Annotated in this window: 21 protein-coding genes, 1 tRNA gene and 2 pseudogenes; 13 read left to right on the top strand and 11 right to left on the bottom strand. The window is 61.8% G+C overall.

The genetic code is table 11. The features are described from left to right. Positions 1-273: 273 nt before the first annotated feature. Positions 274-558 (top strand): DinB family protein, encoded by a 285-nt coding sequence (locus ACFQT0_RS01760; protein WP_380199873.1) that lies wholly within the window; start codon positions 274-276, stop codon positions 556-558. Positions 559-687: 129 nt separating this feature from the next. After that, on the top strand, positions 688-870 hold the full coding sequence (locus ACFQT0_RS01755) for a hypothetical protein (protein ID WP_380199871.1): 183 nt from the start codon (positions 688-690) through the stop codon (positions 868-870). A 98-nt stretch (positions 871-968) separates the two neighbouring features. On the opposite strand, the gene ACFQT0_RS01750 is transcribed toward ACFQT0_RS01755, so the two are convergent. After that, complete coding sequence (locus ACFQT0_RS01750; RefSeq protein ID WP_380199869.1) at positions 969-1,790, bottom strand: outer membrane beta-barrel protein; 822 nt, start codon at positions 1,788-1,790, stop codon at positions 969-971. A 176-nt stretch (positions 1,791-1,966) separates the two neighbouring features. On the opposite strand from ACFQT0_RS01750, the gene ACFQT0_RS01745 reads away from it, so the two are divergent. The 7 genes and pseudogenes from ACFQT0_RS01745 (at position 1,967) to ACFQT0_RS01715 (ending at position 9,095) form a co-directional block, all read left to right on the top strand. Continuing rightward, positions 1,967-3,901: a hypothetical protein gene (locus tag ACFQT0_RS01745; RefSeq protein WP_380199867.1), complete on the top strand. Its 1,935-nt coding sequence runs from the start codon at positions 1,967-1,969 to the stop codon at positions 3,899-3,901. After that, positions 3,811-5,613, top strand: a complete 1,803-nt coding sequence (locus tag ACFQT0_RS01740; RefSeq protein WP_380199865.1) for a hypothetical protein — start codon at positions 3,811-3,813, stop codon at positions 5,611-5,613. The genes ACFQT0_RS01745 and ACFQT0_RS01740 overlap by 91 nt, the downstream gene beginning before the upstream one ends. Then, positions 5,588-5,827: a hypothetical protein gene (locus ACFQT0_RS01735; RefSeq protein WP_380199863.1), complete on the top strand. Its 240-nt coding sequence runs from the start codon at positions 5,588-5,590 to the stop codon at positions 5,825-5,827. The genes ACFQT0_RS01740 and ACFQT0_RS01735 overlap by 26 nt, the downstream gene beginning before the upstream one ends. After that, positions 5,764-5,910, top strand: a pseudogene (locus ACFQT0_RS01730) (hypothetical protein); the annotation flags it as partial. The gene ACFQT0_RS01735 and the pseudogene ACFQT0_RS01730, both read left to right, overlap by 64 nt. 48 nt (positions 5,911-5,958) lie before the next feature. After that, complete coding sequence (locus ACFQT0_RS01725) at positions 5,959-6,900, top strand: hypothetical protein (protein ID WP_380199861.1); 942 nt, start codon at positions 5,959-5,961, stop codon at positions 6,898-6,900. Continuing rightward, positions 6,798-8,143: pseudogene (locus tag ACFQT0_RS01720) on the top strand (alpha-2-macroglobulin family protein). Before ACFQT0_RS01725 ends, ACFQT0_RS01720 begins: the two are co-directional and overlap by 103 nt. A 130-nt stretch (positions 8,144-8,273) precedes the next feature. Then, on the top strand, positions 8,274-9,095 hold the full coding sequence (locus ACFQT0_RS01715; protein WP_380199859.1) for a hypothetical protein: 822 nt from the start codon (positions 8,274-8,276) through the stop codon (positions 9,093-9,095). Positions 9,096-9,243: 148 nt separating this feature from the next. Here ACFQT0_RS01715 and ACFQT0_RS01710 read toward each other — a convergent pair whose 3' ends face one another. The 10 genes from ACFQT0_RS01710 to ACFQT0_RS01665 all read right to left on the bottom strand — a co-directional run bounded on the left by ACFQT0_RS01710 (position 9,244) and on the right by ACFQT0_RS01665 (position 17,624). Further along, entirely contained in the window at positions 9,244-10,695 is a 1,452-nt protein-coding gene (locus ACFQT0_RS01710; protein ID WP_380199857.1) for a family 43 glycosylhydrolase, read from the bottom strand. An 843-nt stretch (positions 10,696-11,538) separates the two neighbouring features. Then, complete coding sequence (locus ACFQT0_RS01705; RefSeq protein WP_380199855.1) at positions 11,539-12,240, bottom strand: sensor histidine kinase; 702 nt, start codon at positions 12,238-12,240, stop codon at positions 11,539-11,541. Between the two features lie 21 nt (positions 12,241-12,261). Beyond that, entirely contained in the window at positions 12,262-12,945 is a 684-nt protein-coding gene (locus tag ACFQT0_RS01700; protein WP_380199853.1) for a HAMP domain-containing protein, read from the bottom strand. Next, positions 12,921-13,190, bottom strand: coding sequence for a hypothetical protein (locus ACFQT0_RS01695; RefSeq protein WP_380199851.1), 270 nt, complete (start codon positions 13,188-13,190; stop codon positions 12,921-12,923). The genes ACFQT0_RS01700 and ACFQT0_RS01695 overlap by 25 nt, the downstream gene beginning before the upstream one ends. A 503-nt stretch (positions 13,191-13,693) precedes the next feature. After that, the gene (locus ACFQT0_RS01690; RefSeq protein WP_380199849.1) at positions 13,694-14,710 is read right to left on the bottom strand and encodes a hypothetical protein; all 1,017 of its coding nucleotides are present in this window, start codon (positions 14,708-14,710) and stop codon (positions 13,694-13,696) included. 377 nt (positions 14,711-15,087) lie between these two features. Continuing rightward, entirely contained in the window at positions 15,088-15,549 is a 462-nt protein-coding gene (locus tag ACFQT0_RS01685) for a DinB family protein (RefSeq protein ID WP_380199847.1), read from the bottom strand. 117 nt (positions 15,550-15,666) lie between these two features. Next, the gene (locus tag ACFQT0_RS01680) at positions 15,667-16,116 is read right to left on the bottom strand and encodes a DUF7684 family protein (protein WP_380199845.1); all 450 of its coding nucleotides are present in this window, start codon (positions 16,114-16,116) and stop codon (positions 15,667-15,669) included. Between the two features lie 86 nt (positions 16,117-16,202). Beyond that, positions 16,203-16,409 (bottom strand): glycoside hydrolase domain-containing protein, encoded by a 207-nt coding sequence (locus ACFQT0_RS01675; protein WP_380199843.1) that lies wholly within the window; start codon positions 16,407-16,409, stop codon positions 16,203-16,205. A gap of 116 nt (positions 16,410-16,525) precedes the next feature. Continuing rightward, positions 16,526-16,597 (bottom strand) — tRNA-Arg (locus ACFQT0_RS01670). A 43-nt stretch (positions 16,598-16,640) separates the two neighbouring features. Further along, complete coding sequence (locus ACFQT0_RS01665; RefSeq protein ID WP_380199841.1) at positions 16,641-17,624, bottom strand: Pycsar system effector family protein; 984 nt, start codon at positions 17,622-17,624, stop codon at positions 16,641-16,643. Here ACFQT0_RS01665 and ACFQT0_RS01660 point away from each other — a divergent pair. The 4 genes from ACFQT0_RS01660 to ACFQT0_RS01645 all read left to right on the top strand — a co-directional run bounded on the left by ACFQT0_RS01660 (position 17,617) and on the right by ACFQT0_RS01645 (position 22,176). After that, positions 17,617-17,991, top strand: a complete 375-nt coding sequence (locus ACFQT0_RS01660; protein WP_380199840.1) for a hypothetical protein — start codon at positions 17,617-17,619, stop codon at positions 17,989-17,991. The two genes, ACFQT0_RS01665 and ACFQT0_RS01660, sit on opposite strands and share 8 nt — an antisense overlap. Before the next feature lie 444 nt (positions 17,992-18,435). Continuing rightward, complete coding sequence (locus ACFQT0_RS01655; RefSeq protein ID WP_380199838.1) at positions 18,436-19,485, top strand: metallophosphoesterase; 1,050 nt, start codon at positions 18,436-18,438, stop codon at positions 19,483-19,485. Continuing rightward, positions 19,442-21,088, top strand: coding sequence for a hypothetical protein (locus tag ACFQT0_RS01650; RefSeq protein ID WP_380199836.1), 1,647 nt, complete (start codon positions 19,442-19,444; stop codon positions 21,086-21,088). The genes ACFQT0_RS01655 and ACFQT0_RS01650 overlap by 44 nt, the downstream gene beginning before the upstream one ends. Before the next feature lie 275 nt (positions 21,089-21,363). After that, the gene (locus tag ACFQT0_RS01645) at positions 21,364-22,176 is read left to right on the top strand and encodes a BamA/TamA family outer membrane protein (protein WP_380199834.1); all 813 of its coding nucleotides are present in this window, start codon (positions 21,364-21,366) and stop codon (positions 22,174-22,176) included. The last annotated feature ends 306 nt before the right edge of the window (positions 22,177-22,482 follow it).

Genomic DNA, 22,482 nt, shown 5'->3' with positions numbered 1-22,482 from the left:
CAAACGGGCTCCCGCCGGCAGCGCATCCGGGGCAAACGCCGTAGGGCTGGCCGCCTACCGGGCCGGGTTGAGCCGGACCGATGGCCGGAAACCCGAAAATGGCGTAGAAAGCGAGCTGTCGAGTGCACTACTACGCCCCAATCTTTGTTTCATCAGTCAGCTAAAAGGCCGGCTGGCAGGCAATTGACGAGCTTATGGCCGCGCCCCGAAGCTATTGCAAATTCGCAATCAGTCGCTAAATTGTATGTTTACGGCCCGTTAGCCCCCGCGCCTATGTCTGCTGTCGTCCGCGCCACCTCCGACTTTTTTGACCAGCTGACCGAAGACCTGCTGAAGTTGCGGGTTAAGGCTCAGCAGCGCTTCCGTACCCTGAGTACCGAAGAGCTCAACCTGCGCCCCGGCCCCAGCCGATGGAGCGCCGGCCAGTGCCTGGAGCACCTCAACATCGTGGGCGGCTACTACCTGCCCAGCATTGCGCGCCGCATTGCCAAGGCCCAGGCCCGCGGCTCCAAGCCCACGCCCACCGTCAAGCAAGGCTTTTTGGCGGCCGCTTCGTAAACGCCATGCGCACGCCGCCCAGCGAGAAAGCCTACACCAGTCCCCAGCGCTACGCGCCCACCGGCACGCGCTTGCCGCGCACCGTGGCCGAAGTGTTCAGCCGCCAAATCGACGAGCCTGCTGCGCCTGGTGCTGCTGGCCCGGCAGGTGAATGCCAACGCCGTGCTCATTCCCAACGCCGTGTTTCCGCCGCTGCTGCTGCGCCTGGCCGACCAGCTCGAGTTTCTGGTGGTACACATCCAGCGGCACGTGGCCCAGGCCGAGGCCGTGCTCGCCAGCAAGGGCGTGGGCTCCCGGCTCTCCGCCGCGTGAGGCTGCCGGCGATTTAAACATTAAAACAAGCCCCATCCCGGCCGCTGCCGGGATGGGGTTTTTAGTTGAAAAGCATCCTGCGACGCGGAAGCTTCGCCTTATTTGCCGGAGAAGAAATACGTGGCCGCGAGCTGGAAGCCGCGGTGGTAGCCCTTGCTGCCGGTGTCGTTGCCGTCGGAGTCATTGGGCGAGAAGTTGAGCAGGCCGAGGCCGTAGCCCACTTGTGCCTGCACGGGCCCCAGGCGGTAGCCAATTCCGCCGTTGAGGCCGGCATCGAAGCGCCGCGCCGTGTACACAAGCGGGGGCGCCGACGCACTACTGCCACCGATGCCGGCATTGGCGTTGTCGTTCTGCGTATCGCCGTATTCCACGGTCAGCGAGCCGGGGAAGTTGCCGTTGAAGGGCTTGTTGGGGTCGGTGGTCAGAATCGAGACCTTGTAGGAGCCGCCGCCGCCCACGCCGAAGGCCACGTAGGGCCCGGCAAACACCTGGAAGCCATGGTCGCCGCCTTCGGTGTACACGAAGTTTAGGGGCACTTCGAGGTAGTTGAGCTTGGGTGTCATGGTTACCTCCACGATGGTGGTGTAGCCGTTGTCTTCGAAGCGCTGGTTGGCCTTGAGCTCGGCTCCTTTCTGGGTGTAGAGCACCGAGGGCTGGAACGCCAGCTTGCCGAAGCTGATGTTGGCCGTGCCGCCCACCTGCACGCCGGTTATGTAATTTGTTTCGTTGATGGGCAGGTCGGCGCCGCTGTAGGAAAAGGTGGCGAGGTTGCCCCCAAGCGCGGGCCAAAGGTGACGGCCGTCTGGGCCTGGGCGGCGGTGGCGCCGCCGGCAAGGCCAGCTGCCAAAAGCAGTGCGGTAGAAAGGTGCTTCATAAGCGATAAAGGAGGATGAAAAGAGAGATTTGCTTGATTTGCCCAAGCGGCAATCGAAGCAAAAGTAAGGGCGGAAACTGCCCGGGCAAATTTTGAAAACACCCTCAGAATTTAAGTAAACTTGAGCCGTGGGTGTGCAATAAAAGCGAGTCCGGCATCTTTAAGTCGCCAACCTAGCTTCGTGCCTCGCCCATGCGTCTTTTCCTGTTTGCCTTACTGCTGATGACCATGGTATTTAGCGCCGATTCGGCTGCTCCTGCCCCGCCCGACCCCTACGCCGCGCAGTGGAAGAGGATAGACGCGCTGCTGGCCAAAAGCCAAACCGCCACGGCCGCGCCCCTAATCGAGAAAATATACCAGCAAGCCCGCACGCAGCAGCACACCCCCGCCTACGTGCGGGCGCTGCTCTACAAGATTCGCCTGCTGCAGGCCAAGGAAGAAGACGAGTCCGAAAAGGCCATTGCCCTGCTCAATAAGGAGATCAAGACGGCCACCTTCCCCGCACGGCCCATCCTGCACTCGCTGCTGGCCGAGCTCTACACCACCTACCTCAACCAGAACCGCTACCGCCTCTACAACCGCACCGCCGGCGCCGAGGCCACCGCGGCCCCCACCGCCGCGGCCGACGGCGGCACCGGCCTGGCCACGTGGGATATGGGCAAGCTGGGTGGTGCCATTGTGCTGCACTACTACCAGTCGGTGGAAGACGAGCCCCAAAAACAGCTCAAAACCACCCTGGCCGAGCTGGGCGACCTGGTAGGTGGCGGCAACGCCGAAGGCCGCGCCCTGCGCCCCACGCTCTACGATTTGCTGGCTCAGCGCGCCATCGAGGGCCTGAAAAACCAGGAGCTGTACCTGGCCCGGCCCGAGCAGCAGTTTCAGCCCACCGACCCCAGGCTGTTCGGTTCGGCAACTGAGTTTGCGGCCCTGCGCCTGCTGGCCCCCGATGCCGATTCGCTCAACGGGCAGCTGCACGCCCTGCACATGCTGCAGCGCCTCACCGCTTCGCGCCAGCAGCTCGCGCCCGCCCACGCGGCCGCCCTGGCCGATGTGGAGCTGACCCGCCTCGACTACCTGCGCAGCATCACGCAGGGCACCGCCCTAGCCGAGCAGTACGAGCCGGCCCTGGTGCGAATGGAGGCCACGTACAAGGCCCTGCCCATTGGCACCGAATTTCTGGCCCGCCGGGCTGAGCTGCGCCGCGAAATCGACCCCGTAGCGGCCGTGAAGCTGGCGCGGGAGGCCGAAGCCCGGTTCCCGAAGTCGCACGGCGCGGCGCGGGCGCGGGCCTTACGCGAGCAGATTGAGCGCCCGGAGCTGACGGTTACAGCCACGGAATTCGTGGTGCCCAATCAGCCCTGGCGACTGGACATGGCGGCGCGCAACGTGACCGAGCTGCACGCCGGGGCCTACCGGCTTACCCTAAAGGAATGGCAGGAGCTGAAGCAGAACCGCTACGGTCGCCCGGATGACATTGCGGCTTATAAGGCCCAGCTGAAAGGAGCCAGGCCCCTGGCCACCTGGGATATCCCGGTGCCACCGTCGGCTAAGCAGTACCAGGAGCAAAAGCTGCCCGCTGCCGGCGCGGCCCTGCCCGTGGGCTATTACCTACTGGTGGTCAGCACGCAGCCCAACAACCCCGGCCAGCCGGCCAAAGGAAACGTAGCTTCCTATGCGCTGCTGGGCGCCAGCGAATTGAGCGCCGTTCATCGGTTCGACCCTACCAATGGGGCCCCTCAACTGCTGCTGCTGCAGCGTCAAAGCGGGACGCCGCTCGCGGGCGTGCAGGCCCAAAGCGTGTACAAAGGCTTCGACCAAAAGCAGCAACGGCAAATCACCCGCCTGAGCGAAGTGCGGCAGACGACGGCTGCCGGGGAAGTGGAACTGCCCGTCTCTGCCAAATGGGACAAGAATGTGAACGAACGGCTGGAGGCCGTGAAAGTATGGCGGGGCGCTGATACGCTGGTCGTCGACAACATCGGCGGGTACTTCCCCGCTCGCCAAGCGAGCCCGAACCCAGGTGCTTTCTCTTCACCGACCGCGCTATTTACCGGCCCGGCCAGACGGTGTACTTTAAAGGAATCTTGGTGGAGCGGCAGGGCAGCAAAACCCGGGTGCTGGCCCGGGAAGAGCAGGAAGTTGAGCTACTCGATGTGAACGGCCAAACCGTGCAGTCGCTGGAGTTTGTGACCAATGAGTTTGGGTCGTTCCACGGCTCGTTTGTGCTGCCGGCCGGGCTGCTCAACGGCCAGTTTGAGCTGCGCGCCGACGACGGCTCCCTGGCCATCGCCGTGGAAGACTACAAGCGTCCGACCTTCTTCGTGCAGCTCGACTCGGTGCCCGGCCGGCCCCAGTTGGGCCAGCCCCTGACGGTGCGGGGGCAAGCCCGCGCCTACGCGGGCCAGCCCACTGACGGCGCCAAGGTGAGCTACCGCGTCACGCGCCGCGAACTGTGGCCCATGTTCTTCGGTGATTTTCGGGGCGGCATCTACCCGCCCGACCGCGGCAACACCCAGGAGGTAGCCCACGGAAAGGCTACAACCGATGCACAGGGCCGCTTCGCCATCACGTTCACGCCGCCGCTGGTGCCCAAGGCACCGGGTCGCCCGCGCTGGGAGCCCGGCTACCTGTTTGAAATCGTGGCCGACATAACCGACGCCGCGGGCGAAACCCGCACCGGCACCCGCAGCTTTCCCATCGGCCGCAACCCGCTCAGCCTGCAGCTCGCCGGGCCCGAGACGGCCGACAAGCAGCACCTGCCCACCTTCACGCTGCTGAGCACCAACGCTACCGGCGAGCCCCGGCCCGCTACCGGCACCCTGCGCCTGCTGGCCCGCCGCTACCGGCCCAACCCGGCCGGGGTGCCCGGCCCCGTGCCCGAAACGCCCGAAAACGAAGCCACGCCGGAGCTGGTCAAGACTTTGCCCTTCGATACCAAAAACGGGCCGGCACTCAACCTACGCGCGGCCCTGGCCGAACTGCCCACGGGCCGCTACCTGCTCGAAGCGCAAGCCGCCGGCGCCGATTCGGCCCGGGCGCGCCACGAGCTGACGCTCTACGATTCGGAGGCGGCCACCGTGCCCTTTGCCACGCCCGACTGGGTGGTGGTGCTGGCCGATAGCGTGGCGCCCGGCCAGCCCGCGAGTATCCTGCTGGGCAGCAGCGAGGCCGGAGCGCGCATTCTGGTGCAGGCCGAGCGCGGCGGCAAGCTCCTGCGCCAAGAGTGGCTGACGCTCAAGGCCGGGGAGCAGCGCCGCCTCGCCATTGCCAGCGGGCCGGCAGCGGCCCCGGGCCCGCTGCACATCCATACCGTGCAAGTGCGCGACAACCACCTGTATCGCCACGAGGCCACGGTGACGGTGGCCGAAAAACCCGCACCGCTGCAGCTGGCCATCAGCACGTTTCGTGACAAGCTCCTGCCGGGGCAGAAAGAAACCTGGCGGGTGAGCATTCGCCAAGCCAACGGCAAGCCCGCCGACGCCGAACTGCTGGCCACGCTCTACGACCAGAGCCTTGATATTTTTCGGCCCCACTCCTTCATGAGCTTGGGAGCAAGAGCAGAATACAACCCGCCGCGCTTTGGTTGGCAAGGGTACTTTAGGCCCGCGCCCTCATTTCCCTCGGGTGGCGCGCCCCAGGGCGATGGGGTCGATGCGCTTATCGAATACCCTGAGTTGAACACCTGGGGCGTTTTTGGTCGTGGGGGTGGGCTGGCCGGCCGAGTACCCGGACTGCAGGTGCAGCAGCTTGGCAGAGTAGCCGCGGGGCGGGTGACGTTAAGGGGGACACGGGCCCCCATGATGGCCGATGCCGCAGCGGAAAACAAGCAGGCTCAACGAAGTGGTGGTGACGGGCTACGGAGTGGCTAACCAGGCCCAGGAGGTAACCGGGGGTGTGGCCGCAGCGCCGCCCGCCCCACCCGTGGACTTATCCGGCGTGCAAGCCCGCACCGACTTCCGCGAAACGGCCTTTTGGCAGCCGGCGCTGCGCACCGATAGCAAAGGCGACATCGTGCTCGAATTTCAGATGCCCGAAGCCGTGACGCGCTGGCGCTGCTGGCCCTGGCCCACGATAAAAACCTAAACTCCGGCCAGCTCGCCCGCCGGCTGGTTACGCAAAAACAGATTCAGATTACGCCCAACGCCCCGCGCTTCTTCCGGCAGGGCGACACGTTCACGTTTCCGGCCAAGTTCTCGAACCTGACCGACCAAAAGGTGAGCGGCACGGCGCAGCTGTTTCTGCTCGACGCCGCCACCGGCCAGGACCTCAGCAGCCAGCTGCTGAAAAGCGCCGCCCAGCAGCCTGCCGTGGCCGAGGCCCACCAGAGCGCCGCGTTGGGCTGGGAAATCAGCCTGCCCGCCGACTTTGCGCCCGCCGCCGTGACGTATCGGGTAGTAGTGAGCTCTTCGCTGCCCGATGTCGCTCAGGCTAAGGCCGGCCAGCAGAAAAAAGCCAAGAGCAAAAGAAAGAGCCGTAATGGCCTGACAACTGACAACCAGCAACCAGCAACTGCCTACTCCGACGGCGAGGAAAACACCCTGCCCGTGCTGCCCAACCGCGTGCTCATTACCGAAAGCCTGCCGCTGCCCATCGTAGGGCCCGGCACCCGCACCTTTGAGCTCACTAAGCTGACCAGTACCAGCAGCCCCACGCGGCGCAACTACTCCCTCACGCTGGAGATGACGGCCAACCCCGCCTGGTACGCCGTGCAGAGCCTGCCCTACCTCATGGAGTACCCCTATGAGTGCTCGGAGCAAATCTTCAGCCGCCTCTACGCCAACCTCCTGGCGGCTCAGATTCTGAAGGCCAACCCGCGGTTCAAGACCATTCTGGCCGAGTGGACGCGCCAGGCCCAAAGCGGCACGGCCGCCCAGCACAACGCCCTCGCCAGCAAGCTGGCCCAGAACCAGGAGCTGAAAAACCTGCTGCTGCAGGAAACCCCTGGGTGCGCGACGCCCAGGGCGAAACCGAGCGCCTGGCCCGCCTCACCGAGCTGTTCGACGCCACCCGGCTGCAGGGCGAAACCAGCCGCGCCCTGCTCAAGCTGCAGCGCATGCAGCTGCCCAGCGGAGCGTTCCCATGGTTTGAGCGGATGCCCGACGACCGGTACATCACCCAGCTCATCGTGGCCGGCTTCGGCAAGCTCAAGAAGCTGAACGCCTTCGACGCCAACGCCGACCCGGTGGCCGGCCAGATTCTGCGCAATGCCTTGCGCTACCTCGATGGGCGAATGGCCGGCGACTACGCCTACCTGCGCCAGCAGAAAGGCGTAAAGCTCGCCGATAACCACCTCGGCGACCTGCAAATCCAGGCCCTGTACGCCCGCAGTTTCTGGCCGCAGGCGGCCATGGCCGGCGAGGGCCAGGCTGCCCGCACGTATTACCGCCAGCAGGCTGCGCGCTACTGGCCCGCCCAAACCCGCTACCTGCAGGCCCAGGTGGCGCTGGCGCTGTTCCGCGACAGCAAAGCCGCCCCGGCCGCCCAGGAAATTCTGCGCGCCCTCACCGAAAATGCCCTGCACTCGCCGGAGCTGGGCATGTACTGGAAGGAGGTGCGCGGCGGCTACTACTGGCGCGAGGCGCCCACCGAAACCCAGGCCACGCTCATCGAAGCCTTCGACGAAGTGAAAAACGACCAGCAGGCCGTGGACGAAATGAAACTCTGGCTGCTCAAGCAAAAGCAAACCCACAGCTGGGAAAGCACCCGCGCCACCGCCGACGCCTGCTACGCTCTGCTGCTGCGCGGCTCCGACTGGCTCACGCCCACGCGCCCGCTGCAAATCACCGTCGGCGGCCAGGCCCTGCAGCCCAGCGCCGCCCAGGCCGGCACCGGCTACCTCAAAACCAGGCGGCCTGCCGCCGAGGTACTGCCCGCGCAAGGCCAGGTCACCATCTCCAAGCCCGACGCGGGCGTGGCCTGGGGCGCGCTCTACTGGCAGTACTTCGAGGACCTAGACAAGGTGACGCCCGCCGCCACGCCCCTCAGCCTGGAGCGCCAGCTCTACCGCGAAACCCGCACGGCGGGCGGCCCGGTCCTGGAGAAAATCAGCGCCTCTGCGCCGCTCAAAGTCGGGGAGGTGCTGGTGGTGCGCCTCGTGCTGCGCACCGACCGCGCCCTCGAATACGTGCACCTGAAAGACCAGCGCGCCGCCGGCCTCGAGCTCATCAACCAGCTCAGCGGGTACCGCTACCAGAACGGGTTGGGCTACTACGAGACGCCGCGCGATGCCGCCACCAACTTTTTCTGAGCGAAGTGCCCCGCGGCACCCACGTGTTCGAGTACCGGCTGCGGGCCAGCCAGGCCGGCGATTTTTCGGCGGGCCTGAGCGAGGTGCAGTGCCTGTACGCACCCGAGTTTCGGGCCCACGCGGCGGGCACGCGGCTCCGGCTGGCTCAATAAATGGGTGGACGGGCGAAATATGCTGTTAGACGGCGCAAAGACCTTTCCGGACGTCTAAAACAACCTCGGCCTTGCATTTAACCGGGGCAGTCTGTAGTTTTGTCTTACGTCGGGTTTATTTTAAACATCTATGAAGCATCTATTTGTCTTTCTTTCGCTGCTACTTACCTGGAGCGGCGCCCAAGCTCAAAACGAGAAGCCCATTCCGGTGACGAAGCTGCCGGGCGAGGAAAATCTCAGCCTGCGCGAACGTGCCGAGCGGGATTTCCTGATGCCGGTGCGCCGCAAAAAGATTGTAGCTGAAGCCCCCAAAGCCAGCACTGAAGAAAATAGCACCGCCGCTCCGGAGTCCGACGCTACCGCTCATTATTCCGAATCGGCCGAGGAAGCCAACGCCGCCGTACCGGCCCACACCACCCGCAGCTACGAAGCCCGCAACACCGAGAAGCTAGCCGCGCGCCGCGCCGCCGCCCGCCGCGAAGAAGCCCGCGCCGAGGCCCGGGCTGAAGCCAGAGCCGAAGCCCGCGCCGAGGCCCGCCGCGCCGCCCGCCGCCATTCCAGCAGCAAGAGTTCGAAGTCAAAGAGCCACAGCAAGTCTGCCTCGCACAGCAGCAAGTCGAAAGCCAAATCCAAGTCGTCTTCTGCCAAAGCCAAGGCGAGCAAGAGCAGCAAGAAATCCAAAGCCAGCAAGCACGAAAGCATCTCCAAAAAGAAAAGCAGCGCCAAGAAGAGCACTTCCAAAAAGAGCAGCGCCAAGAAAAGCAGCTCCAAAAAAGTGGCTCCTCGGCCAAGAAGTCTACGAAGAAGAGCACCCCTTCCAAGTCGAAGTCTAAAAGCAAGTCGAAGCGCCGCCGCTAGACAGCCCAATAAGCAAAAGCAACGCCTGGCACCTTTGTGCCGGGCGTTGCTTTTTTCATTTAGCTCAACTATCGGGTCAGTTAAGTTGAGCTAACCGGAAGCAGACAGTTTGCTTCCTCGCGCCGTGCGGGTGGCGCGGGGATGCGAAGCGGGTCTCTCTAGAAGTCATCGGACACCAGATATCAGAAAAGGCCGGCTTCCCACACAGGAAACCGGCCTTTTCTGGTTAGCAGCTGCTGCAGCTACCGCTTGTTGCGGATGATGAAGTTGTTGAAAATGGCGTTGTTTTCTTCTTCGCCCTGGGCTACCAAGGCCACGCGCACGCCCCGGTCCCAGGGCGGGAGGTAGGTGCCGTTGAGGCTGAAGTTGTCGGTGGGCAGGGCCAGCCAGGTGGCGCCGTCGGTGCTGTAGGCGAAGCGGTAGCGCTGGCCGCCCCACACTTCGAGGCGCAGCGTGATGGTATCGCAGGGGTCCACAAACACCTGCACCAGCGACTGCTGCTTGCCGCTTTTCACGTGCCAGATTTGCACCTTGCCGTTACCCGCCATGATGGCCAGGGCGTTGTAGGGGTCGCCCACGGCGGCCAGGCCGGCGTAGGTGTCGGTGGGCAGGGCGGCAAAGTCCAGCGTGGTAGCGGCTTTGTACGTGGCCACGTGCGTACGCCGGGCCACCATAGCGCCCAGGCGCGACGCCCCGGCAGACAGGTGAAGCTGCCCATTGCGCACCACCGTGTTGGGGCGCTGGCTGATGGGCCACTGCCACTCCAGGCCCAGCTGGTCGCCGGCAAACTCTTCGGCCACGTTCAGGCGCTCCACGTTGGTGAGGGGCGCGGCCTGGGGGCTGCGGCGCTCAAACTCGGGCCAGTCTTCGGCGTTCCAGGTAAACTCGCTGAGCAGGCCCTGGCGGCCGACGAATTCGTGGCTGTCGGCCAGGTAGGCGTGGTGCAGCAGAAACCAGCGGCCGTCCAGGTGGGTCACGGTGCCGTGGCCGGGGCATTTCCAGGTGGTGTTGCGGTCGAGGATGGGGTTCTGGTCGTACTTCTCCCAGGGGCCGAGCAGGGCCCGGGAGCGGGCCACGCCGGTGGCGTAGTTGCAGCCCTTGCCGCAGCAGCTGTTGCCGGCGTAGAACATGTAGAAGTAGCCGTTGTGGTGCACCAGGGCCGAGCCTTCCACGAGGGGGCCTTCCCACCGCACGTCGTTGCCAAACAGCTCGGTGGCTTCGCCGATGAGGGCGGTGCGCTCGTCGTTGAGCCGCTGGGCCCAGATGGGCGTGTCCTGGTGGCAGGAGTTGCCGTCTTCTTTCCAGATGAGGTAGAGGTTGCCGTGCTCGTCGGGCATGGCAAAGCCGTCGATGGAGCCGGCTTCCTGTGCCACCAGCGGGCCGTGGTCGGTGTAGGGGCCGGCGGGGTGGTCGGCGCTGGCCACGGCCACCGACAGCACGCCGCCCTTCTGCCGGGCAGTGTAGTACATATAGGTGCGGCCGTTTTCGTAGTGGAACTCGGGCGCCCAGAAGTTAGAGCCGGCCCAGTCGGGCAGGTTGTCGGGGAATACGTGGCTCACCAGCTCCCAGTCGAGCAGGTTTTTGGAGGAGAAAATGGGGAACACCGCTCCCCACTCGGCCGAGGTGGCGCTGGCCCAGTAGGTATCGCCAATCTTGGTAACGGTGGGGTCGGGGAAGTCGCCGGGCAGCACCACGTGGTCGTAGGAGCGGCGGGTGGGGGCCGGGGCTATTTCGGGCGAATAGCCAAGGGCAAGGGGGCCAGCGGGGCCGCCAGTTCTAGTTCGATTGACACGGTGGGAGGTGCAAAAAGGTTAGAAAGGCACGCCGACCGTGGAGCGGTTCAGCTTACCATGATAGAAAGGTAATCAATCAAAAGTAATACCAACGGTAAAGTGTGATTTTTTCGGGCTAACCCCTGAAAATAGTTCGCATGATAAAAGTTGCAGCGGACGAAAAATGCTGAGAAAAATACGTAGTATTTACTCTCGTAACTAGCGTTTAGCAAGCACGTTTCACTATATTTGAAAAAGAGCGAAACCGATAAATACGGAAACGCGGTCCGTATTATACTGAGTAGGATAGAGGCGATAAGTGCGGCTTAAATATAACTTTATAAAGTAGTAATTTTGATGAGCGGATAAATTCCAATAGCTTCACCGGTCCAGGGAAGGCACCGCCTCGGCACCGAAATAGTCGGGCGCAGGCGCGCCGCAACTCATGCAAGCAGAAGCAGGCGAAGGGCAAGGCGGCGCGGTGGCGCTAGGAAGAAAGTTTTGGGAGTGACAATGCGACCGCAGGCAACGGCTCTGGTTGGGTCGGGGTCAGCGGGCCTTCCTGAAGTTAAAAAAGAAAAAGGTCACTTCCAATGAGGAAACGACCTTTTAACCAGCATTTAAAAGCGAGTATGCGTGACGGGAATTAAAGTTGATGCCTGCGATACCGCGGGCGGGGCTTTTGCGCGGTTTAGGTAAGGGCTTAGCCTGATTTAGCGTTGCATCCGCTGCTGGTGGAGAGGCGTTTTGGCCCCGCCCAGGCAATCAGCTCACCGGCAAGGCGGCCGCGCTGGGCAAGTTGATGGTAAACGTGGTGCGCACGTCCTGGCGCGTCTCCACGGTGATGTGGCCTTTGTGGGTCCGGACAATATCCTGGCTGATAAACAGGCCCAGGCCAGTGCCTTTGGAGGTGGGCTTGGTGGTGAAAAAGGGAGAAAACAGCTGCTCTTTCTCGACGGCGGAGATGCCCGCGCCATTGTCGTGAACCTGGATGGCGACGCCGGCCTCCTGAAAGACCGTGGCAATGGTGAGCGTGGGCTGAAAACTTGGGTCCCGCAAGGATTTCTCGTTAACCGCGTACATCGCATTGTTGAGCAGGCTAAACAGGACCGTGCTCATCTCCCTAGGCACTATTCTGACCGAGATATTTTCCGGGTTGTGGCCATTAATCAACTCTAGGTTAACATTCCGGTAGGCTTCGTCCAGCTCAGTTCTATAGGCCACCAGCTGCTCGTGAACGAACGAATTCAGGTCCACTTCGACGAAGTGGTTTGACTTGACTTGCAGCAGCTTGTCCATGCTCCGGACTATCCGGGTGAGGCTGGAGCCATGCTCCTTGATTTTGCCGGTATTGCTTACAACCATGGCGAGCAGGGGCATTAGCTCCGTCTGGAGGTATTCGTCGTCGGCGTAGGCATCCGAGGCGAGCAGGCTCCTGGCATTCCGCCAGCAGTTCGGTCGATACATCGGCGAAGTTGCTGACGTAGCTCAGGGGTTGAGCAGGCGGTCTACCAGCCCTTTGGTGAGCTGGCCAATGGAGGCCAGCTTCTCCTGCCGGATGAGCTGCTCCTGGGTTTCGCGCAGGTCGGCCAGCGTGCGCTTGAGACCTTCCAACAGGTCGTCGGACTTCCGCTGCTCAATCAGCAGCTCACTGGTTCGGGCTTCAAGCTCGTGGCGGGTCGTCGACAGGTCGTTCACCATTTTGTTGAACGCCGTGCCCAGCTCCCCAATCTCGTCACGCGAATTGCTCTGCACGCGCTGCGTGAGGTCGCCGCGGCCCACTTTGGTGGCGGCATCGCGCAGCTTCAGGACCGGCACGGAGATGTTTTTGGCCAGGCCAAAGCCAATCCCAATGCCGATGCTGAACACCAGGAAGCTGAAAAACAGCGAGGTAACGCGAATCTGCCGTTTGCTCTGCACAATCTCCCGGGTGGAAAACGCCAGCATGATTTCGCCGGTCATCATCGGCGTCTGGAAAGGCGTCCGCTTCACCACCGTGGAGTCGGTGGAGCCGGCGTCAACATCTATCCGCTTTCCTTCGGGGTAGGTCTTGAAAACCGTTCGCTTGATGCGGAAGCTGGTGTGGCTGGCGTTCCAGGCGGTATCGGTCTGGAGCAGGCTCACGTATTGCAGGAGGGGGTCTTTCTTCACAAAGTCCATGGCGGTTTGCACCCCTGGAAGTTTTGTTCGGTCATGGCAATTTTCACCCCCAGCCCCACCGTGTTGGCCTGGTTCTGCACGTCCTTGTTAAAGTTGTTGAGCAGGTTGCGCTCCTGAATGACGGGCAGGTAGAAGAGGACGAAGAAGGAGAACAACACGACAATGCTCGTCACCGCCAACCAGATTTTGGTCTTGACCGTGAGGCGCAAGTGGCTGAGGATGCGCAGGAAGGACGTGCGACGGGAGCTGTTTACCATACCAGGCAGGCCCTGGCGGAGCAGGGCGTATAAGGGCGAGTCTTATAGATATTTCTTCCCGTCGATGGTAATGGTTTTGCTGCTCGGCCCGGGCTGATTGACCACGCCGATGGCCCCGGTGGTTTGCGCCACGAATTCGGCCAGGCTCGGCTTCGGAGTTGAAGAAGTTGGGCGCGTCGGCTTTGCCCTGGAACACCAGCGCCAGCCAGTACTTATTGAGCTCGTTGGCGCTCATGTTGTAGATTTTTTTGCTGGTGTTCTGGCCGATGGGCGTGGTGGTTTTCAGCAGGGCGATTACCACCTTGCTGCCGTCGGGCCAGCGTAGCTTTTCCCCTTTCAGGGTAGACCTCAGCCTGCGCCAGCTTCATCTCGGGCGGCACCCCTTTGCCATTGCCAATTACGGCAAGGTTCTGGTCCTGCGCACGCGCCGGCGCGCAGCAGTACCCGATAAGGAAAAGCAAGCAAAACGTAAGTCGATAAACCCAGGCCATATGCATAACGAATTAAAAGCCAACGGCAACCTGGAAGGTGACCTTGTCGGGGGTGGGGTACAAGGGGCTTTTGGCGTGCTGGTATTCGAGCTTCAGCACAGCCAGATAATTCAGCTCGTAGCGCAGCCCGCCGACGAAAGATTGGGTGTTGCGGGAGAGGAAATACACTTCCCGGTTGCTGGTAAACCGAATGTCATCGAAGCGAACGTAGGGAATGAGCTTGTCGGTGAGGCGCAGGCCCGCGTAGACGTAGGTGGCCACCGCGCGCTGCGTGCCGAGGCTGTCGGAGCGGCTGTTGACCATGCTGCTCTCGGCCAATAGCTCAAACTTCTTCGAGAAAACCGAGTCGTTGTAGGAAATTGAGCCGGTCACGATGTCCTGGTTTATGCGGGTGAGGGCCACCGGCCGGGCCCCGGTCGAGTGGTTGTGCATGGTGCTGCCTTTCGAGATGGCATCGTGGTAGAGGGAGGCGCCCAGCCGCATGCCGTCGGTGGGCTTGATGTGCACGGCCAGCGTCGCGGACTTGAGCGGGTTGTTGTCCATCACATCGCCCGAGCCGATGCCGTTGCCCACCATGGCGTCGTAGCCGAAGCGGAGGCGGCCCAGGTTTTGGCCCTGCAGGCTCACGCCCGTGGTGTGGAGTGGGATAATGCCCTGCGCAAACAGCAGCGGCCGGTCGATGGTGGGGAAGAACACCCGCCCGTGGTGGTAGGTGTCGTTCCAGTAGTTGATGGGCGTGTGGTGCTTGCCCAGCAAGACGCTGTGGTTGCCGGCGTAGTTGTATTTCAGAATAATGCGCTCGACGCTGATGTTAAAATCGGTGGGCGAAGCGGGCGAAAACTTGAAAACGGTTTCCCCCAGGAACGACAGCCGCTCGGTTATCTCCGACGTGATGAACAAGTCCTGCTCGCCCAGGCCAAAGTTTACTTTGCCGTTTTGGTAGTAGGCCAGCGCGTCCACAAATCCCCGGATTTGCGTTCGTTGGGCTGCGGCGCGTGGGGCGGCGCCCAACAGCAGCCCAAGCAGCAAAAGCGCAGTAAGAGAGTAATTAGTTATTTTCATACGTTGTGCTTCACTGGCTTGCGGGAATGGGCTTGGGAAAGTCAGGCGGTAATTGATTCCTCAGCTGCATGCCGTTGCGGGAGAGAACCGGTAGAAGCAATGCTTCTACTAGTGGCACTGCTGGATGTAATTTTACAAATACTATAACAATTGCAATGTTAAATATTATAATATGAGCCTACCAAAGGTAGTTCAAGTTTATAGTCTTTTAGTCCCGTAAAGGCATAAGTCGAAGAATATTAAATACAGACATATAAGAAGGCCCCCAATGCTTTTGCTGCAAAGGCAGCAAAAGCATTGGGGGCATGTGAAGGAAGTTGACGGCGCTACAGACGACCCTCAAGCTAGCATCCGGGTAGGTGCTTGTCCAGCAAGCGGCGGTGGTAGTTGATTTGGCCCAGGTGGTAGGTGAGGTGGGTGGCGAGGTGCATCAGCATATAGCCCACGGAAGTGGACGCTTCGAACACCACCACGGGGTACTCAGCGGCGAGCTGCTCGTCGGCCAGCGGTGTAAGCGCCGCTTCCACCGCGCGCCGTGTCGCGGCGATGCCGGCGAGCAATTCGGTGCGGGGAACGTCCCGGGCCGAAAACTCCAGGTCACGGTGCCGGACGTAGCCACTGTGGCCCAGTTCCGCGCCGATGTAGGTGTTGAGGTTGCCGAGCAGGTGCAGGCAGAGGTTGCCGCCCGAGTTGCTGATGCCCGGCTCGATGCGCCACAGGGCTTTTTCGTCCTGGTATGCTTCGATTTCCTGGCGCAGCTTGTTCAGGTCGCGGTCGAAGAGGGTTTTGAGGACGGCTACTAGCATGGCGGGGGTGGGGGTATTAGTCGAAGCGCAGTCAAGACCGGCTGTGACGCCGGGGACTTGAGTTTCTGAGGGTTTGAAATAAAGCCGCCCACTTCCACTTGGGGCGGGCGGCTTGGTTTAAGTATTCATGTTCTCATTCTCTATTCCATTCAAAATTTCTTTGATTCTCTCCTGCTCTTTTCCTGCTGTCATATCCAATATGATTACTGTCTTTATTTCGACAGCATCCGCATACGCGGCGAAAATAGCAAACCAAATTCCCTCATCGAAATCATTATGCCATGTAGTTATAATGTCGTATTTAGGAAGACATAAGGGAGGCTCTTCTACTTCTCGATAGCATATTTCCTCATCCAATAGGTCGTGCACAAACTCACATTGGGCCCCGATGGTGCACACATAGCAGACATCTTGGTTTATGATTTTCGCAAGTACTTCATCAAGATAACGCCTTGGCGTTTCCTCTACACAGAGAATACATAGCCAGTTTTGACTTGGTAATTCTTTAAGCCAGTTCTTCTCTGTATTGTATTGAACTAGCCAAATTTCGCGCTCATTGATTCGCATGGGTTCTGGTATTTCTTGGCTGGTTTGGCGCCCATCATGAACACCAACAAGCCGCCCTTGGCCACGTCCTGCTGCGCCAGAAACGACTACGTCAGCTTTTGCCCATTGATGGTGACTTGCTGCACGTAGACGTTTTTGGCGCTTTGGTTTTTGACCTGGATGGTGAAGCGTTGGACTTTTTCGAGGTGCAGGACGGCGCTGTGTACGAGGGGGCTGCCAAAAGCATACTGGCCCGAGGCCGGGTCGACGGGGTAGAAGACAATGGTACGCAGCGGGGGCAAGTGCTTCTTCATGCCACGGGGTGAATGGCATTTGTCCTGCAGTTGGCGGGAGCGGAGCAGGCGGCTGAGTATTAAAAAAGCCGCTTTCGGAGTCGAAAACGGCCTTTTTTAGAAACAAATATGCTATGTGGCCGCGACGAGAATCGAACTCATATCAAGCGTTTAGGAAACGCCTATTCTATCCGTTGAACTACGCAGCCATGACGCAAAGGTAAGAACGCGGCGCGGCTGCCGAATGCTCACCTACGACTTATACAGCAGCACGATGATGAAGGACAGCACCGTCAGAATCAGCCCCACCATGAACACCGAATAGCTGGTGCGCAGCAGGCCATACTTGCGGGCCAGCACCTCGCCGAGGTAGTACACGTCGGTCACCATGTTGGTGTAGAGGCCTTCTTTCTGCTGCATCAGCTCGCGGATGCCGTTCTGGAAATTGTCGAGGCTGAGCTTGGTGAAGTTGCCGAAAAAGAGCAGGTTAACGCGGCGATTGGTCGCGATTTCGGGGCGTTTCTTGAGCCACTTAAAGCTCGTCACGTCGGGCTGGGCCGAGAGGATGGCCGTGACCACCGAGGCCAGCGAAGTGAGCAGCAGAATGCCCATGGGAATGGCCAGCACCGGGTTGCGGGTGAAGGCCGGGCCCAGGGCCGACGACTTGGCGCCCAGGTAGGTAATAATCACCGAGAGGAGCACCGCATTCAGCGAAATCATCATGCTGGCCTTCTTGTCGGCCATGTCCGAGAGCTTGATGTGGTTGCTGTACATCGTGCGAAACATGGTTTCCACGCCGCGCTTGGGGTCGGCGAAGGTGTCAATCAGCTCCAGGCTTTTCTTCTTTTTCTTCTTCTCGGTTTTCTTGAGCTGGTCGCGCTGTTCGGCCAGGTTCTTTTTGAAGTCCTTGCGGTACCGCTCCTTGCCCGCGTCCGACTCGTACTTGTGCTCCTGCATGAAGTTGAGCTGCAGCTCGGCCCACTCGGTATTGGAGTAGGTCTTGCCCAGCACCAGCTCCCATTCCGTGCGCAGCAGCTCGGCGTTGGAGCGGAAGTCGTCGCGGGCGAGGTTGCTCATGTCGGCGTCGGTGAGCAGCTTTTGCAGCTCCGTTACCGACTCCGAGTCGCGGTGCGTGGCCATGATGAGGTCCTGCACCAGCTGAATGCGCTCGGCACTCACGCCGTGCTCGCTCAGCCAGGCGCGGGCCCGCTCCATGCTGCGCAGGCTCGTGCCCATCGTACACGTCGAGGTAGCCGGTGTCGTGAAACCAGGCGGCCAGCAGCAGGGCCTCGGTGTCGTCGGGGCTCAGGTGGGCGGCGGGGGCCAGGGCGCGGCATTCCTTCACCACGGCCTCGGTGTGGCGCAGGGAGTGGTAGGTGAGTTTGGCGGCCAGCTCCTGGCCAAAAAGCTCGGTGACGTAGGCCTGCGCCTCTTTTACCAAGGGCGAAGCCTTGGCTTTGGTGGGCTGGTCGTTGGCGCCACCATCGGGCGCGGCGGGCAGGGCCGGGGAGCCGCTTTGGCGGGCGATGCTGTCGGTTCGGCCGGGGCAGCAGCGGGGGCAGTTTCGACAGTATCGGGGGTAAGTTCTTCCATGACAGGCTAAGCTACGGCTGGTTCATCCGGCGGGCTTGCCGGCATTGAACGCGAAGCGTCGGGCGGAAGTTAAAAAACCGCGACCTAACCGCACCGCTGTGCTTTGCGTAACGGGCCCTAGCAGGCCGGTCCCGCGCCGGTCGTAAGTTTACTTTCAGTACCCCGCGGCGGGGCTTCTGCAGCCCAACCTTTATCTTATTTATGCCCCTATTTTTCCGCTTTCGACCCGTGCTGCTAACGCTTTGCGCGGTTTTGGCGTTCCCCTTTAGCACGTTGGCCCAAGGCGAGTCCAGCGAGAACCCCAAAAATTCGCGCCCCAACTACCGCGGCGACGGCGTGAACTGGAAGTCCAAAACGCCGCCCGACAGCAGCCGCATCCGGTACACCGTGTTTTTAATTGGCGACGTGGGCAAGCCCTCGAAGCGGAAAAAGGCGGCGAGCCTCGCTCAACTTCATGCGCAAGCAAATGATGGCGGCCGGGGCCAAGAGCACCACGATTTACCTCGGCGACAACATCTACGAGTACGGCATGCCCGAAGAAGGCGCCTACGACCGCAAGGAAGCCGAGCGCCGCCTGCGCGACCAGATGGACATCCTGCGCGGCTACAAGGGCGAGAAATACATGATTCCCGGCAACCACGACTGGAAGCAGGGGCTGCAGGGCGGCCTCGAGCAGGTGCTGCGCGAGCAGCGCTTTGCCGAGAACTACATGGCCAAGGACTCGACCGCTTTTTCCTACACCGGCGACTTCATCACGCCCAGCAACGGCTGCCCTGGCCCCTACGAAATCCGCCTGCAGGACGACCTGGTGCTCATCACCATCAACTCGCAGTGGTTTCTGACCCAGCAGAGCGAGCGCCCCTACGGCGCCGACGGGGGCTGCGGCGTCGACGACGAAACCGACTTCATGGCTCAACTTGAAGACATCATGGCGCGCAACGCCGACAAGAACATCATGGTGGTGGGCCACCATCCCTTGTTCAGCGACGGCGTGCACGGCGGCTACTTCACGCTCGGCGACCACATTTTCCCGCTCAGCATCGTGCGCAAGTACGCATTTCTGCCGCTGCCCATCATCGGGTCCATCTACCCATTTGCCCGCAAGTACGGCGGCATAAGCCAGGACCTGGCCTACCCGGCCTACCAGGCCTACAAGCAGGGGCTGCTGAATATTTTCAACAAGTATCCCAACGTGGTGTACGCCGCCGGCCACGAGCACAACCTGCAGTACTTTAAGGAAGGCACCACGCACCACATCGTGAGCGGCTCGGGCTGCAAAACCCAGCACGTGAAGCCCGGCGACGGCGGCGCGGCCCTGTTTTCTGACAAAGAGAAAGGCTTTGCCCGGGTGAACTACTACGACGACGGGCAGGTGTGGACCGAGTACTTCGTGCCCGAAGGCAAGGGCGAGCGGGCCCGGCTGGTGTACCACCCCGCTGTATGCCAAAACCACCGGGCTGGTGGCCACGGCCGAGCCGGTAGCGCCCCGCACGCCGCTGGATAAGCAGAAAGTGCGCGAGAATAGCGAGCTGGCCAGCCCGAGTGCTCCGCCCGTGCCCGCGACGCGGGCTGATTTTCGCGACAGCAGCGTGGTGGTGGCCATTAACCCCGGCTACGCCAAGCACAGCGCCCTGCACGACTGGCTGCTGGGTGAGCACTACCGCAAGGAGTGGGCCACGCCCGTGAAATTCCCGGTGCTGGACCTGGCCACGGCCAAGGGCGGGCTGGTGCCCTACAAAACGGGCGGCGGCAAGCAAACCGCCTCGCTGAAGCTGCGCAACGAAGCCGCCCAGCTCTTTTCGCTGCGCGGCATCGACAAAGACCCCGCCGCCGTGCTGCCCGAGGCCCTGCGCTCCGGCTTTGCCAAGGACGTGCTGCAGGACCAGATTTCGGCCCAGCACCCCTACGCCTCGTTTGTGCTGCCGCCGCTGGGCACCGCTGCTGGCATTCTGCACACCAACCCCGAGCGGGTGTACATCCCGCAGGACCCCCTGCTGGGCCAGTACTACGGCGATTTTGCCAACACCCCCGCGGCCCTGGAAGAAGACGCCAAGGACGACCACAGCAACGTGGCCAGCCTGGGCTACTCCAAAAACCTGGTGGGCACCGACAAGGTCCTCGAGCGCGTGCTGGCCGACAACGACCACAAGGTGAACGAGGTAGCCTTCGCCCGCTCGCGCCTCTTTGATATGTGGATAGGCGACTGGGACCGGCACGAAGACCAGTGGCGCTGGGCCGAGGAGAAAAGCAAGGACGGCGACCGCACCTTCACGGCCGTGCCCGAAGACCGCGACATTGCCTTCTTCAAGGGCGATGGCGTGCTGCCCTTTCTTGCCAGCCGCAAGTTCGCGATTCGCAACTTCCAGAACTTCGGCTATGACTACGCCGACTACAAGGGCCTGAACCTGACGGCCATGGCCAATGACCGCACCTTCCTTGGCCGCGTGACGCGGGAGCAGTGGGTGGCGCAGGCCAACTATATGAAGGAGCACCTCACCGATGAGGTCATCGAAAAGGCTTTCCGTGAGCGGTGGCCCAAGGAAATCTACGACCTGCACGGCCCCGAAATCATTGCCAAGCTCAAGAGCCGGCGTGACCTGCTGCCCGACCTCGCCGCCAAGTACGCCAACGTGGTGGCCGGCATCGTGGAAGTGCGCGGCAGCGAGAAGAACGAGAAATTCGTGGTGGAGCGCCTGCCCAACGGCAACACCCACGTCACGGTGCGCAAAATCACGAAGGAAGGCCAGCTCAGCAAAACCCTCTACGACCGGGAGCTCGAGTACGGAGTGACCGAGGAGCCTGCGCCTCTACGGCATCAGCGGCAAAGACGTGTACGAGGTGAAGGGCGACGTCAACAAAGCCATCAAGCTGCGCATCATCGGCGGCACGGGCCGCGACACCATCACGGACCAGAGCCGCGTGGCCGGCTTCCGCCACAAAACCCAGGTATACGACGCCGACACCGGCAACGTGGTAAACGTGGGCAAGGAGGCCCGCCTGCACCTGGAGCCTGGCGTGGACGTGAGCCGCTACGACCACCCCAAGCGCTACGACCTGAAGGACTACCGGCTCAACTACACCGGCCCGGCCCTGTTTTTTGGCTATAACATCGACGACGGCCTGCTGCTGGGCGGCGGCATCACGCACCGCCGCTACGGCTTCCGCCGCGAGCCGTTTGCCTCCGAGCAAACCCTGGTGGCCAACTTTGCCCCGGCCCGCGACGCCTACAACCTACGCTACACCGGCCAGTTCACGCGCCTCATCGGCAAGTACGACCTGCACCTGAACGCCCAGTACTACGGCCCGCAGCCTGCTCTACAACTTCTTCGGCATCGGCAACAACACGGCCAACCTGGCCTCGCCCGACCGCAACCGCGGCGTGGTGACGGTTCGCACCGTAAACGAGTCGTACCGCGTGCGCTTCACGCGCCTGACCGTGGCGCCCACGCTGGAGCGCAACCTGTTTAGCTTCCTGAAGGCGGGCTTTGGGCCGCAGTACGACCAGTTCCGGGTAGAGAAGAGCCCCATCGGCAGCGTTATTCTGGACAGCCTCACCAGCCACGATGGTGATGTAACCTACGAAAACCGGCGCTTCGGCGTGCGGGCTACCGACTTCCAAACCAATCAGTACCTCGGCGGCCTGTTTTACCTCAACATCGACGCGGCCTCGTCGCCTAAGAACCCGCGCATCGGCATCCGCTGGTACAACGAAGCGCAGTACAACTTTCAGCTCAACGGCGAGCGGCTGCAGTTCGGCCGCCTGAGCTCAGAAATCCGGGCCTACCTCACGCCTAATTTCCCCTTCCAGATTACGTACGCCGGCCGCCTGGGCGTGACGCGCAACATCGGCGACTACCGCTTCTACCAGGCCAACACCCTGGGCGGCACCACCAACCTGCGCGGCTACCGCCGCACGCGCTACGCCGGCCGCAGCAGCCTGTACGGCAACTTCGAGGCCCGCCTGCAGCTGTTCTCCTTCAACGCCTACCTCTTCCCGGGCAAAGCGGGCGTGCTGGGCCTGGCCGACGCCGGCCGGGTGTATTCCGACAACGACACGCGCAAGGGCTTCTCGTCCCTGCACAGCGGCTTCGGCGGCGGCGTGTACGTCGACATTCTCAAGCAGGCCGTCATCAACGCCACGTATTCGGTGGGCGAAGAGAAGCTCTTGTTCGTCGGGTTCGACTTCCTGTTTTAAACCGATAGGGGCGTACTCGCCTCGGTAGCCATTGGGCCGCCTTCGGAAGCTTGCCGCGTTATCGCCGGTATGCTTCCGGGGGCGGCCCGATTTTATTGTGGCCCCGGGCCCCGGCTCAATTCCTTAATGAGCCGAACAAAATATTTTGGCTTTTGCTAAATGCCTGCTGGCAAGACGGGTTGGGTGCAGTCGGTTGAAAAAGCGGTTTATTGGCAGCAAAATAAATTTTAAATGAAATTATTGCAATTTATCGCATGTAGATAAGCTTAACCTTGTGCTTTTCACTGCGTTGGAGGCGTTGATAGT

Source organism: Hymenobacter humi, assembly GCF_042665855.1.
GTDB lineage: Bacteria > Bacteroidota > Bacteroidia > Cytophagales > Hymenobacteraceae > Hymenobacter > Hymenobacter humi.
The sequence above is the reverse complement of the archived record's forward strand: the minus strand, read 5'-3'. Positions and strand labels throughout refer to the sequence as shown.